Source organism: Lysobacter capsici (assembly GCF_014779555.2).
Classification (GTDB): Bacteria; Pseudomonadota; Gammaproteobacteria; order Xanthomonadales; family Xanthomonadaceae; genus Lysobacter; species Lysobacter capsici.
In genome coordinates this window covers 6,105,437-6,117,978 of record NZ_CP094357.1, presented here as the reverse complement: position 1 = coordinate 6,117,978, position 12,542 = coordinate 6,105,437, and the positions used below count along the sequence as shown (strand labels likewise).

Here is a 12,542-nt window from a genome sequence, read left to right as displayed (position 1 = left end):
ATGCCTGCGTGATTGACACCGTTCTTGCACCATGGGTATAGAAAACGGGCAGTCGACACGGAAGTCGCAGGGTCATGACTTCGGCGTCGCTGCATCCACGCCATCGGCGACATCACCTGAAGAGGGACACCATGAAAAAGGCGATCGATATCCCCGTGTTCAAGCCGCGTCCGCTCATCGAAGACGCCAGCAAGGTCATCAGCGAGAAGCAGATCAAGGTCGAGCTGACCGCCAAGGAAAAATCCTTCCTGGACCAGTACGCGAAGTAAGCCGGCGACGGTTTGCCGTCGGGCGCGCGGCACGGACCCGTCCGTGCCGCCGCGCTGCGCGCAAGCCCGGTCGAGCAAGGCAAGGAGCGATGCCATGATTCCACTGGAACGCGAACGATCGCTGGCCGACGCCGATGCGGTGATCCGCGGCTATGTGCGCGATCAAGGCTGGCGCATGCAGATCGAGGTGCTCGGCGAGGGCATCGCCTCGACCGTATGCACCTTGTACGACGCCGACGGCGCCGCGCTCAGCAACGGCTTCGGCAAGGGCGAGGCAGCCGCTTCGCTGACCGGTGCGATGTACGAAGCGGTCGAGCACTACTACACGCGCAAGCCGCCGGCCGACGAGCCCATCGAGCTGGTGCGTTCGCAGCAATTCGCGCAGGACCCGTGTTACGCCGCGCTGCCGTTCGCGGCCGCGTTCGAGGCCAATGCGCAGCAACAGCTGGCGTGCCGCACCTATCGCCGTCTCGACGAACACGGCCCTGGCGAGGACACCGTGCCGGTGCCGTTGTTCATGACCTATCCGGCGTATCTGCACAATCTGGTCGAAGGCGACGATTTCGACTACACCAGCGCGATCCGTTTCAGCTCCAACAGCGGCGTGGCGATCGGCGCCAGCCTGGAGGAAGCCGCGGTCCACGCGATCGGCGAACTGGTCGAGCGCGACGCCTGGTCGCTGTTCCTGATCGCGCATTACCTGGGCGATCCGACCCGCCTGGGCGTGATCGTCGACCCGCAGTCGCTGCCCGACGAGGTCGCGCGCATCCACCGCGCGGTGTGCGGACAGCTCGATCGCGAGGTGTGGCTGATCGATGTGACCACCGACCTGCAATTCCCGGCCTTCATCGCCACCACCGCCGACATCCTCGCCGACGAGGAAACCTTTCCCTGCGGCTATGGCGCATCGCTGTACGCCGCGCATGCCGCGACCCGCGCGCTGACCGAACTGGTGCAATGCATCGACATCAAGTCGCGCACGCCGAAGATGCGCGAGTACAGCCGTCTGGCGCTGGATACGCTGAGCGAGTACCGCAAGCTGCGCGATTGCGCCTATTTCCAGGTCCGCGCCGACCAACTCGAACGGGTCGACTGGGCCCATCCGGCGCGCGAAGCGATGCCGCCCAAGGCCATGCTCGGCGCGATGATCGCGCACCTGCGCCGCCACGGCATCGGCGTGTACTACGCGATCAACCAGCACGCGCCGGGCGCGTTCTGCATCGTCAGCTGCGTGTCGTTCGAACTCGAACGCTTTTTCATGGTCACCTCGGGCATCGCCATGGGCCCGGGCCGGCGCGGCATGGACCTGCTGGAAGGCCGCCTGCGGGTGCCGGCGTTGGTGCCCTCGGCTTGAATGCCGCGATTCAAGTCCTGCCATTCGAGGCTGATGATTCGAAACGTCGATGAAGTGAAGCCAAGGAGGTGAAGCCGGCGCCGCGTTCGTCGCAACGCGAGCGTTTCAGCCGCCGAAACGCGGATAGACGGCGGGGAAACCGCTCGGCGCGCGCTCACGATCGTTCTTGTGCTTCAACGTGGTGGCCTTGCGGCATTCGCGCGCGGCGCGTTGGGTGCCGGCGGGATCGGCCGCGTCGATGCAGACCTTGTTGCCGTCGCGTTCCATCAGCGCCTGTCCGCCGCCGAAGTCCTTGACCGCGTCGTACACGAACTCGCTCAGTGGCCGGCCCTGCGCATCGAGCAGCGCGAACTTGCCCGCGCGCGACACCGCGATCAGGCCTTTGATATCCCAGGTCACGCCGATATCGCGCTGGTCGTAGACCAACCGGCCCTGGGTGTCGAACAGCTCCACCCGATAACGCGCCGGATTGGCCTTGCGGTACTGCATCTTCTCGTATGGGTTGAGCGTTTCCGGCTCGGGATTGAGCAAGCTCGAATAGCCCACGGTGCGGCCATAGAACGAACCGCCCGCGCGCGGCATGCGCACGCCGGTCAGGAAGTTCATCGCAACGGCGCTGTGCTCGCGCTCGAACAGCATCGCCCAGCCTTCGTCCAGGCCTTCGACATCCACGTTCGGGGAAATGTCGAAGTATTCGATCGGCAGCACCGTTCGGCCGCGCGCATCCAGCAGGCCGGTGCGATAGCGCTTCGGCTCGCCGGCCGCGCCGACGTCGCGCTGCACCAGGTACCACGACAGCGTGGGCCGCGATTGGGTGTGGCGTTCGAAGACACGGTGGTACTCGAAAGGGATCACGGTCTTGCCGTCGGCATCGATGACCCCGTAACGCTCCGCATCGGAATCGCCGCCGGGCGGCTTGACGACCGCGACGGCCTGGCCGTTGACGAAGTGGAGCTCTCGATCGAACAAGGTGGTCGCGGTCTCGCGCCCCTGGCGATCGAAGCTGCGCAGGCTTTGCAGGCCGATCGCGCCGAAGCCGTCGGCGCCGCGATCGATGATGTGTTGATAGCCGATCGGGATCACCACCCGGTTGTTCCGGTCGACGATGCCGAAGGTCTGCTCGTCGTGCTTGCGAATCCGCGCCAGGCGCAAGCCGTCGTCGAAGGTAGCGACCGTCTGGTGCGCCGGCGCCGGCTGCCCTTGTTCGACGATCGGCGGCGGTTCGCGCTGTGCCACCTGTTTGCCTGACAGTGCTTGGTAATAGCGCACCGGCGCGCAGCCGGCGGCCAAGGTACACGACAAGGCGAATGCGGTGAGGCGGGGCAGGGTACTGCGCATCGGGGCTCGGCACGGGAGATCAAAGGTGATGATTAGCATGAATCGGCGGTCGCGGTATCTACGAACGTGACGCGCGCTGCGCCGGCGATGATGTGCGGCGCCGACGGCGAGTCGTCGTGTGTCGAAGCGGTCCACGGGCACCGATGGCGCGGTCCACCGCGGTCGCGACCGGCGATGTGCTCCGCTGCGCGCGCGCCAATCCACCCCGCGTGCAGTAGGCTGGGCATCCGCTCAACCGCCGCAGGACGCTCATGCCGAAACGCTCGCCCGCCGATGCCGTGATCGGCCATGGCACCGACCTGCGCGGCATCGGCCGCCTGACCATCGACGCCATCACCGGCGTCACCGATCTGGTCGAATCCGTCCACGCCACCATCGTCGCCCTGCCGTCGCCGCTCGGCGCCGCGGTGCGCGACCCGACCCGTGGCATCACCGGCCTGGTCTACCGCAGCGTGCGCGGCATCACCCGCTTCGTCGGCGACGGCCTGGACCTCGCCCTGGCCCAGTTCGCGCCGTTGTTGAACCGGATCGATTCGCTGCCGCAGCGCGGCGCGGTGGTGTCGGCGCTCAACGGCGTGCTCGGCGACCATCTGGCCGCGACCGACAACCCGCTGGCGATCGACATGCATCTGCGCAAGGACGGCCGGCCGCTCAAGCTCGGGCGAAAGTCGCTGGCCGCGGCGTATCCGCAGGCCACCGGCAAGGTCGTGGTGCTGATCCACGGCCTGTGCATGAACGATCTGCAGTGGAACTGGAACGGCCACGACCACGGCGCCGCGCTCGCCCGCGACGCCGGCTGGACCCCGGTGTACCTGCATTACAACACCGGCCGCCACATCTCCAGCAACGGCCGCGAGCTGTCCGCGCAGCTCGACAAACTGCTGCGCGAATGGCCGGTGCCGGTGGAACGTTTCGCGATCGTCTGCCACAGCATGGGCGGGCTGGTCGCGCGCAGCGCCTGCCACAGTGCGCAACGCGGCAAGCGCCAGTGGCTGAGCCGGCTCGACAGCCTGGTGTTCCTCGGCACGCCGCATCATGGCGCGCCGCTGGAGCGCGCCGGCAGTTGGTTCGACATGTTGATCGCGCTGAGCCCGTACACCGCGCCGTTCGCGCGGCTGGGCAAGATCCGCAGCGCCGGCATCCAGGACCTGCGCCACGGCAATTTGATCGAAGCCGACTGGCGCAAGCACGGCGACGACGGCCGCCGCGATCCGCGCACGCCGTTGCCGCTGCCCGAATCGGTTCGCAGCTACGCGATCGCGGTATCGACCGACAAGGAGGGCGCGTCGAACGTCGGCGGCCTCGCCGCGGCGGAGCGCTTCAGCGGCGACACCCTGGTGCCGGTCGCGAGTGCGCTGGGGCTGCATCCCGATCCCGCGTTCGACCTGCGCATTCCAAAAAGCCATCGCTGGATCGGCCACGGCCTGCACCATCTCGACCTGCTCGGCGATGCGCAGGTGTATCGGCGCATTCGTCGTTGGTTGGGGTGAGCGATCGGCGCTCGGGGTTCGTGGTGCGATGTTGCATTCGTCGCAGGCGCGGATTCGCGGTCGCGGCTTGCGCCGCTCCTACAGTCGGATGGCCAAGCTCACGAAGGCTATCGTTACACACGACGTTTCGTGGCGACGTACGCGCCCTGTAGGAGCGGCGCAAGCCGCGACCGCGGCACTTCACAGGCGACGCTCCATCGAGCGATCCGGCATGCGTCCGATCATTACGCCACGGCCGCGACGCACGCCGTGTTCAATCCTCGCGCCGCGACCCGACCAGACGCAGAAAGGCCTCATGCTGATACCGGCTCATGCGCAGCTGCTGACCGTTGTCCATGGTCACGACATGGTGGCCGTTGAACCACGGGTGGATGGTCCGCACCCGCCGCACGTTGACGATCGCCGAGCGATGCACGCGGGCGAAGCGGCGCGGGTCCAGGCGCGCGGCGAGCGCGGCCATGGTTTCGCGCAGTTCGTGGATGCGATCGGCCAGATGGATCTGCACGGTGTTGCGGTTGGCCTTGATCCAGACAATGTCGTCGACCGCCACGAAGATCACATGCTCGTCGACCCGCACCGCGATGCGTTCGAGGTATTCATCGCGCTGGCGCAGGCTTTCCAGCGCCTGCAGGATCCGCGCCTGCGCGTCGCCGGCCGCGGACAGGCGCGACTTGGCGCGCTGCAAGGTCGTGGCGAAGCGTTCGCGACTGAACGGTTTGACCAGGTAGTCGACCGCGTTGGCCTCGAACGCGCGCACCGCGTACTGCTCGTAGGCGGTCACGAAGATCGTCGCCGGCATGCGCTGCGCGCCGATCGCCGCGATCACGTCCAGGCCGGTCATCGCCGGCATCTGGATGTCGAGGAACACCAGGTCGGGCGACTGGTTGCGGATCGCCTCGACCGCGGACGCGCCGTCGCCGCATTCGCCGAGCACCTCGATCTCCGTATCTGCGTCGAGCAGCCGCACGATCGCGCGGCGCGCGATCGGTTCGTCGTCGACCACCAGCGCGGTCAGGCTCATGCGCCGATGTGCTCCGGTGCGTCGTCGGCCGAGTCGAGTTCGCGGAACGGCAGGCGGATGCGGCAGGCCACGCCCTGCGGCCAGATCAGGTCGAGCCGCAGCTGCGCGGCATCGCCGTAGAGTTCCTGCAAACGCAGCTGCGTATTGGACAGGCCGATGCCGTGGCCCGCGCCGTCGCCTTCGGCCGTGCGTTCTGCTTCGAGCGTGCTGTTGTGATTGCGCACGTCGATGCACAGCTGGTCGCCTTCGCGCCGGCAATCGATCTCGATCCGGTCGCTGCCGACGCGGCGGCCGATGCCGTGGCGGATCGCGTTCTCGACGATCGGCTGCAATACCAGGCTGGGCACCGCGCAGTGCAGGGTATCGGGCGCGACATAGATCTGCGTGGTCAGCCGATCCTTGAAGCGCACGCGCTGGATGCCGAGGTACAGGTCCAGCAGTTCCAGTTCGCGCTGCAGGCTGATTTCCTGGCCGTCGTAGTCCTCCAGGAACGCGCGCAGCAACTCGCTCAACCGCAGCAGCATGTCCTCGGCCGACACCGTGTCCTCGTTGAGCAGGGTCACGATGGCGTGCAGGGTGTTGAACAGGAAATGCGGCTGCAACTGGGTCTTGAGCACCTGCAGCCGCGAGCGCGCCAGTTCGGTCGCGAGCCGGCTGGCCTCGACTTCGCGGCGGGCTTTTTCGGCCTGGTAGTGCAACGAGTGCTGGATGGCGAGCAGCGCCCAGTAGGTCATGAATCCAACGGCTGCGTACCTGCCGAGGTACTGCTGCAACTGCTCGAAGAACGAACTGGGTTCGAGCAATGCCGAGATGAAGGCGCCGATGACCAGTGCCAGCGCGGTAATGCCCGCGCCGGCCAGCAGGTGGGTGATCAGCCAACGGAACCGCGGCGGAACGCCAGTGCCGGATACCAGCGCGGTGAGCACCGAGCGAACCCGCATCGGCGGCTGGATCGGATGCCGCGCGCCCAGGCGGAACACCATCGGCGCCAATGCGGCCCAGGTGTACCACTGGATCATCGACCAGCGCAGGTAGTCGACGATCGACCACACCGTCGTGCCGAGCAGCGCGTCGTGCACCAAACCCTGCAGCGCGAACACCAGCACCACCGCCGACCACAGGCCGAGGTAGCGGCGCAGGCCGATGACGGTGTCGCCGAGCTGGATGTTCATGAGCGGCCGATGCAGCGGAGTCAGCGCCGATCCTAAGCGCCTCGACGCGCTTGGAACAGCATTCGATCGCGCCGCTACGATTGGTCCGGCCGCTGCGACGATTCGTCCCGAATGCGTGGACCGGCGCGGCCCGGGACGGCTGTGATGCGCGCATCGGAGCGCCGGCGGATGGCGTCGGCGCCCGAGCCACCGCCCACCCGCACCGGAGTCTGGCCATGCGATCGTCCCGCGCCGCAGTTGTGAGCATCGCCGCTGTGTTCTCGTTCGCCGCCGTCTTGCCCGCCCAGGCCGGCACGCGCACGCACTATTTCGAATTGATCAACCGCGCGCACGATCGCCTGGTCGCCTTGGCGATCGCGCCCGCCGGCAGCGACCGCTTCGAGCCCCGGCCGCTGGGCGAAGCGATCGACGGCGGCGGCGATTCGGCCACCGTCGAATGGGTCGGCGAACACTGCGTCTACGATCTGCGCTTCACCTTCGGCAACGGCCGGGCGGTGATCTACAGCGATATCGACGTATGCCGCAATCGCAGCTTGCGCATTCAACCGCTGCGGCCCGGACGGGCCGCGGCCGATGGCGTCGCCGTCGACGCGTCGCCGGCCGCGGCCGATTCGGCGCCGACTCCGTAGACGCAGGCGAAGCGGCCTGAGGCAGGGCAACGAAACAGATGCGCCCTCGCGCAACATCGTCTTGCGGCGCGGCGCCGCGCAGTGCGATGCGGTGCGGTGCGGTGCGGTGCGGTGCGGTGCGGCCAGGCGCCGCGTTGTCACGCTGGGCCGTCGCGGTTCGCGCGTTGCTTGCGAACCTTATGGCCCCGGGGTAGATTCGCCCGCCACAGCGATGTACTCCCAGATCACGACACACTTCCCTCTCCCGCCTGCGGGAGAGGGCCAGGGTGAGGGACGAAAGCCACCGGAAGCGGCGCACGCCAAGGAAGAACGATGACAGTTCAGCATTCGCGGCCCCACGCTCGATGGCCGCATATCGCGCAAGGCTTGCGCCGATGCATGCGGAGCCAACGCCTGCCGTTACTGCGATGCGTCGCGATCGGCGTGATGGCGATGTCGGCTGCCGCGTGCAACCGCGCCGAAGGCGGCGCCAGCAATCAGGCGGGCGCGACCCACGCCGCTTCATCGCGGCAAGCCTCAACCCAGCCGGCCGACGCCATGACCGCATTGAAGAACGCCATGGATGAAGTAGCGGCGGCCGACCGCCTGAGCGTCGGCTACGTCGAAACCCTGTTGTCGGTGCGGCTGAAAAAAGAATCCGACAATGGCTCCTTCACCTTCCTTGTCGGCAATGGCGGGCGGTTCGCCGGGCTGGCGGTCAAGGCGGTGGATCTGCGGATCAGCAACAAAGAGCCCGCCAACAGCATGCTGGCGATCGAACTGGCCCAGCCCGGTCCGGACGCGATGGCGTTCGCGCGGCGTTTCTGGGGCCAGCCCGATTACATGCCGCCGAGTCCGCATTCCAGGGCGTCGTCGGGCTACTGGTCCACGCGGCAAGGCGGCACCAAGATCAGCATCGGCCACCCGTTCGATCAGGACCACATCAGCAGCGTCGTGATCGATCGCATTTCCGATACCCCGTGTCCGCCCGAGGTGTGCGAGCCCGCACCGCTGCCGCCGATTCCCTGATCGGTACCCGCCGCGCGGACGCGCCGCGCGGCGGCGCGTCCGCGAAGGGTCATCGCAGGTTTACAGCCCGAGCGAGTTGAGCGCCGTGCGCAGATTCGGCAGTGGGCCGATATGCGCACCGCCGGTCTGGCCGGTGCCGGTCGCGATCAGCGCATCGCGCATCTGTTGCGGAGTGGCGGTAAAGCCGCGGATCTTGAGGATGCCCGACAGCGCGACCACCGTGCTGGCGACGATCGGCGTGGCGCTGGAGGTGCCGTCGAAGCTGGCCGTGTAGTACGAGTTGACCCCGGCGTTGTACAGATCGCCGTAGCCGGTGGTGGTCACGCACGCGCCCCAGCCCTGCAGGTTGACCCGCGCGCCATAGGTCGAGAACGACAGCTTCGCGCGCTCGGGCACGCCGCTGTTGCACGCGGCCGCGCTCGGCCCGCCGGCGCCGACGATGATGGCTCCCGAATCCGGGCGACCGTTCGGGAACGGCGATCCGAAGCAGGCGGCGTTGTCGAGGTTCATGTTGCCGTTGCCGGCGGCCTGGATCACGTGGATGCCGCGCGAAGTCGCCAGCGCGATCGCGTCGTACACCGACGGTATCCATTCCACCGGAACATAGCCGCTGCAACCGGGCGGGCCGAACGCCTGCTGTTCGAGCACCATCACGTCCCCGGGCAGCAGCGCGTACGCGCCGGTGAACACCGCGTTGGCGAGGTCGTAGCCGCGTTCGACGTTGTACGCGTTGGTGTACTGGGCAATGGCGTCGGGCACCAGGCCGGTGACGCCGAAGCCGTTGCTGTCGGCGGACAGGATGCCCATCACCGCGGTGCCGTGGTTGCTGTTGCCGAACGGATCGACCGGGGTGCCGTTGGCGATGCGCGCGCCGGGCAGGCGCAGTTTGGAGAGGTCCTCGTGGTCGGTGTTCCAGCTGTATTCGATATCCAGCACGCGGATGTTCGCGCCGCCGCCGCCGGAGTAGTTCCAGCCGTAATCGGTGTCGACGCCGTTGCTCGCGATCGGGCCGCGGTACTGCTGATAGGCGTTGAAGTTGGGGGTGGGCGAGGGCGCCGGCAACGGCGCGGGGTAGGCGATCTCAACCAGCGCCATCGCGTTGAGTTGATCGATCACGCGCGTCGGGTCCTGGCCGGGGCGCAGTCGCAGCCGATACCACTGGCTCAGGTCGGCGAGCGCGCGACCTGATCGCTGTTGCGCGTCCTTGGTGGTGGACGCGAGCGTGGCGGGCGGAGCGCGGAACAGCGGTTCGACCGTCGCGACCGGGCCGGCGCCCGCGCTGAGCGCGTCCAGCACCGAGCCGCGGCCGTGCGTGGCCGACGACAGTCGCCCGTTGACCAAGCCCACGCCACTGCCTTGCGCGAACTTGACCTCGATGAACTCGCGCGAGTCGTAGCGGCCCAGCGTGGTCTTGGCCGGTTTGAGCGGCGGCGAATAAGCGACCGGCGCGCCGGCCGCAATCGGTGCGATGGCGAGCGCCAGGCAGGCAGCGAGCAGGCGGTGAAGGGGTTTCGATGTACGTTTCATGGCAAACCTCCGTGTGGGAATCGTCCTGGTGGTGCAAGCGCGGTGCTGCGTCGATCGCGGCTTGCGCTGTGTTCTGGGTCCGGCGACCGCGCCGCGTCGCGCGCGAACGCAGGCGACGGTTTGCGTGGATCGGCGATGGCTGCGCATGCCGCGCCGATGCGGATGTCATCGATGCGGCGACGATGCGAACGGCCGCGCAAGCGATCCATGCGATGCGATGAAGGTCGGCGCGATGCCTGGCTGAGTGGCGATGGCGATGGCAGCGCGAGGGGCACACAGTAGCCAGTTCGCGTCGAGCGTGTCGGTGAGGCGAGTCACGAATCGCCCGCGCTCATCAAGACGTTTGTTGACGCGTCGCCGATAACGAATCGCGCGCATTTCGTCGCGATGCACGGGCTCGTTTTGGTTGCGACGCGACATGCCGCGCGCAGCGATCCTCGCATCTGCGATGCGCATCGGGATAACGAAAAAAACTTCGCGCCGCGCCGCATCGGCGTGCGGGTTTTTCGTCGCTCGTTCGTCGCCCGCGCCAAGACCGGCGCGAGCTCGACGCATGCCATCGGCGGCGCATCGAGCGGACCTTCCAGGGCGTGATCGGCGTCGAAGTAGCGGCGTCATGGCTCGGGTATGGATGACCGCCTCACGCGTCAGGGAACACGCAACGCAGGTCGCAACCTAAGCAGAGGGAACATGAAGCAAGTCGCATCCAGGGTGAAAAGCGATTCTGCTGGCGCTCGCGATCGTCGGGTCGTTCAGTGTCGGCGCCGTCGGCGCGTTCCAGACCACGATGATCGGCGGCAAGTGCGTCAACCCGGATTCGGGTTATCCGTGCAAGGCCGGCTGCCGTTACGGCGGCGGCCGCGTGGGGTGCTGCGTACCGCGGTAAGCGCGCGCGGCCGATCGCGCCGTATCGAAAGAGCCTCGCGTGCGAGGCTCTTTCGTCGTGCGCCGGTTACAGCTCGCCGGTCAACTGGAACGAATAATTGCCGTTGCCGTCGTTGTGGATCAATGCGGCCCAGCTTATGCCCCAGATCGGCTGATCGAACCCGCAGCTGCTGTCGGGCAACGACAGGAACACCGGAAACACCGTGCAGCTCGCGCCCTGCCAGTACAGGGTGAGGGTTTCGAGCGTGTGTCGCGGCCCCGGCACGCGCGTGCCGCTGTTGACGATGGTGACGGCGGACGGCGCCAGGAAGGTATAGCCCCCACTGCTGGTGGTGCCCGCCGGAACGGTCGAGTAGGTGACCGCGGCCGAGACCGCCTGGTTGGCCGGGCTCAGATAGCTGTCGAGGTAGGTCAGGGTCAACTTGCTGGTGGCCGTCTGCGCCTGGACCGGCGCGGCCATGCAGGCCGCGGCGAACAGGCACAGGCCGGCCAGGGCGTGGCGCGAGCGGGATTTACGGTGATGGGTGTGGATGGACATGTCGGGCTCCTGGAGAGAATGCGCCCGAGCGGCGGATGGATCGCGACGCGCGGGTTGGCAAGCGATAGAACGCGATGGCGTAGGCAAAACCGACACCGACCGGTGTCCGCGTCGCGCGCCGGCGATCGCGCCCTCGGCCGATCCACATCGTTTGCTCACTTGCATATCAAAAGCCCGAGCGCTGCTCGTAAACTGTCGTCGCTGCGATCGCGCGGCCCTCGAGAGTTCGCCATGACCGGTTCCCCCGTCGCCGCCGCGTCCGACGCCGCGGCAGACCGTTCGCCCCTGGCCTGTCCCGTCAGCCGCATCGCCGCGTGGTTGCTGGCCTTGACCGGCATGTACCTGGTGCTGCGGCTGGGCCTGGTCGGCGCCTTGCTGTCGGGCCTGCTGGTGTTCCAGCTGATCCACGTGCTCGCGCCCTTGGTCGAGCGCAAGGTGCGCGGCGACCGCGCCCGGATCATCGCGGTGGCGGTGCTGGCGTTCGTGATCATCGGCTTGCTGATCCTGGCCGTGCTCGGGCTGGTGACGTTCTTCCGGGTCGACACCGGCGGCGAGCAGGCCTTGCTGGCGCGGGTGATGGAGATCATCGACGCCTCGCGCGGGCAGATTCCGCCGTGGGCGCAGCCCTACCTGCCCGACGACATGAGCGACCTCAAGCGCGCGGTGTCGGCGTGGCTGGAGGCGCATCGCGGCGAACTGAGCCTGGCCGGCGCCGAAGTGGCGCAGGTCGCGGTGCGGTTGATCATCGGCATGGTGCTCGGCGCGATGATCGCGCTTTACGACGAGCAGCCGATCGGCCGGCTCGGCCCGCTCGCCACCGAACTGCTCGGCCGCACCAGCCGCTTCGCCGACGCGTTCCGCCGGGTGGTGTTCGCGCAGATCAAGATCTCCCTGCTCAACACCACCTTCACCGCGATCTTCCTGTTGATCGTGCTGCCGCTGTTCGGCATCCGCCTGCCGCTGGCCAAGACCCTGGTCGCGATCACCTTCGTCGCCGGCCTGTTGCCGGTGATCGGCAATCTGATCTCCAACACCCTGATCACCGTCGCCGCGCTGTCGATATCGCTGTACGTCGCGATCGCCGCGCTGGCCTATCTGGTGGTGATCCACAAGCTGGAATACTTCCTCAACGCGCGCATCGTCGGCGGCGAGATCCAGGCGCGGGCCTGGGAGCTGCTGCTGGCGATGCTGGTGATGGAGGCGGCGTTCTCGATGCCGGGCTTGATCGTCGGGCCGATCTACTACGCCTACATCAAGCGCGAACTGGTCGATCAACGCTGGATTTGAACGGCGCCGGACTTGAGCCGCCGC

12 protein-coding genes are annotated in these 12,542 nt (G+C 67.5%); 6 read left to right on the top strand and 6 right to left on the bottom strand.

Annotated elements, in window-relative coordinates; all coding sequences use genetic code 11:
* The first annotated feature begins 131 nt into the window (after positions 1-131).
* Positions 132-269: a hypothetical protein gene (locus IEQ11_RS25360; RefSeq protein WP_157754304.1), complete on the top strand. Its 138-nt coding sequence runs from the start codon at positions 132-134 to the stop codon at positions 267-269.
* 94 nt (positions 270-363) lie between these two features.
* Positions 364-1,623: a YcaO-like family protein gene (locus IEQ11_RS25355; protein WP_191822431.1), complete on the top strand. Its 1,260-nt coding sequence runs from the start codon at positions 364-366 to the stop codon at positions 1,621-1,623.
* Positions 1,624-1,728: 105 nt separating this feature from the next.
* On the opposite strand, the gene IEQ11_RS25350 is transcribed toward IEQ11_RS25355, so the two are convergent.
* Positions 1,729-3,096 (bottom strand): WG repeat-containing protein, encoded by a 1,368-nt coding sequence (locus IEQ11_RS25350; RefSeq protein WP_247024676.1) that lies wholly within the window; start codon positions 3,094-3,096, stop codon positions 1,729-1,731.
* Positions 3,097-3,212: 116 nt separating this feature from the next.
* Between IEQ11_RS25350 and IEQ11_RS25345 the strand changes: the two genes are divergently transcribed.
* Positions 3,213-4,451: a lipase family alpha/beta hydrolase gene (locus tag IEQ11_RS25345; protein ID WP_057923300.1), complete on the top strand. Its 1,239-nt coding sequence runs from the start codon at positions 3,213-3,215 to the stop codon at positions 4,449-4,451.
* A gap of 253 nt (positions 4,452-4,704) precedes the next feature.
* Here the strand turns inward: IEQ11_RS25345 and IEQ11_RS25340 are convergent, their stop codons facing one another.
* Both IEQ11_RS25340 and IEQ11_RS25335 read right to left on the bottom strand, forming a co-directional pair.
* On the bottom strand, positions 4,705-5,472 hold the full coding sequence (locus tag IEQ11_RS25340) for a LytR/AlgR family response regulator transcription factor (RefSeq protein WP_191822433.1): 768 nt from the start codon (positions 5,470-5,472) through the stop codon (positions 4,705-4,707).
* Complete coding sequence (locus IEQ11_RS25335) at positions 5,469-6,644, bottom strand: sensor histidine kinase (RefSeq protein WP_191822434.1); 1,176 nt, start codon at positions 6,642-6,644, stop codon at positions 5,469-5,471. The genes IEQ11_RS25340 and IEQ11_RS25335 overlap by 4 nt, the downstream gene beginning before the upstream one ends.
* Before the next feature lie 50 nt (positions 6,645-6,694).
* Between IEQ11_RS25335 and IEQ11_RS25330 the strand changes: the two genes are divergently transcribed.
* Both IEQ11_RS25330 and IEQ11_RS25325 read left to right on the top strand, forming a co-directional pair.
* A complete protein-coding gene (locus IEQ11_RS25330; RefSeq protein WP_191822435.1) occupies positions 6,695-7,273 on the top strand; it encodes a hypothetical protein in 579 nt (192 codons plus the stop codon).
* 537 nt (positions 7,274-7,810) lie between these two features.
* Complete coding sequence (locus IEQ11_RS25325; RefSeq protein ID WP_191822436.1) at positions 7,811-8,281, top strand: hypothetical protein; 471 nt, start codon at positions 7,811-7,813, stop codon at positions 8,279-8,281.
* A 60-nt stretch (positions 8,282-8,341) separates the two neighbouring features.
* Here IEQ11_RS25325 and IEQ11_RS25320 read toward each other — a convergent pair whose 3' ends face one another.
* The 3 genes from IEQ11_RS25320 to IEQ11_RS25310 all read right to left on the bottom strand — a co-directional run bounded on the left by IEQ11_RS25320 (position 8,342) and on the right by IEQ11_RS25310 (position 11,231).
* A complete protein-coding gene (locus IEQ11_RS25320; RefSeq protein ID WP_191822437.1) occupies positions 8,342-9,808 on the bottom strand; it encodes a S8 family serine peptidase in 1,467 nt (488 codons plus the stop codon).
* Positions 9,809-9,973: 165 nt separating this feature from the next.
* Positions 9,974-10,363: a hypothetical protein gene (locus IEQ11_RS25315; RefSeq protein ID WP_157754300.1), complete on the bottom strand. Its 390-nt coding sequence runs from the start codon at positions 10,361-10,363 to the stop codon at positions 9,974-9,976.
* Between the two features lie 397 nt (positions 10,364-10,760).
* Positions 10,761-11,231: a hypothetical protein gene (locus tag IEQ11_RS25310; protein ID WP_191822438.1), complete on the bottom strand. Its 471-nt coding sequence runs from the start codon at positions 11,229-11,231 to the stop codon at positions 10,761-10,763.
* A 321-nt stretch (positions 11,232-11,552) separates the two neighbouring features.
* Here IEQ11_RS25310 and IEQ11_RS25305 point away from each other — a divergent pair, with 321 nt between their 5' ends.
* Positions 11,553-12,518: an AI-2E family transporter gene (locus IEQ11_RS25305; RefSeq protein WP_191822480.1), complete on the top strand. Its 966-nt coding sequence runs from the start codon at positions 11,553-11,555 to the stop codon at positions 12,516-12,518.
* Positions 12,519-12,542 lie beyond the last annotated feature (24 nt).

What these genes read in the sequence shown, in the direction of transcription:
- IEQ11_RS25310 (WP_191822438.1), bottom strand. Translation starts at nt 11,231, where the DNA reads ATGTCCATCCACACCCATCACCGTAAATCCCGCTCGCGCCACGCCCTG.
- IEQ11_RS25315 (WP_157754300.1), bottom strand. Translation starts at nt 10,363, where the DNA reads ATGCGTCGAGCTCGCGCCGGTCTTGGCGCGGGCGACGAACGAGCGACG.
- IEQ11_RS25335 (WP_191822434.1), bottom strand. Translation starts at nt 6,644, where the DNA reads ATGAACATCCAGCTCGGCGACACCGTCATCGGCCTGCGCCGCTACCTC.
- IEQ11_RS25345 (WP_057923300.1), top strand. Translation starts at nt 3,213, where the DNA reads ATGCCGAAACGCTCGCCCGCCGATGCCGTGATCGGCCATGGCACCGAC.
- IEQ11_RS25355 (WP_191822431.1), top strand. Translation starts at nt 364, where the DNA reads ATGATTCCACTGGAACGCGAACGATCGCTGGCCGACGCCGATGCGGTG.
- IEQ11_RS25360 (WP_157754304.1), top strand. Translation starts at nt 132, where the DNA reads ATGAAAAAGGCGATCGATATCCCCGTGTTCAAGCCGCGTCCGCTCATC.
- IEQ11_RS25325 (WP_191822436.1), top strand. Translation starts at nt 7,811, where the DNA reads ATGACCGCATTGAAGAACGCCATGGATGAAGTAGCGGCGGCCGACCGC.
- IEQ11_RS25320 (WP_191822437.1), bottom strand. Translation starts at nt 9,808, where the DNA reads ATGAAACGTACATCGAAACCCCTTCACCGCCTGCTCGCTGCCTGCCTG.
- IEQ11_RS25340 (WP_191822433.1), bottom strand. Translation starts at nt 5,472, where the DNA reads ATGAGCCTGACCGCGCTGGTGGTCGACGACGAACCGATCGCGCGCCGC.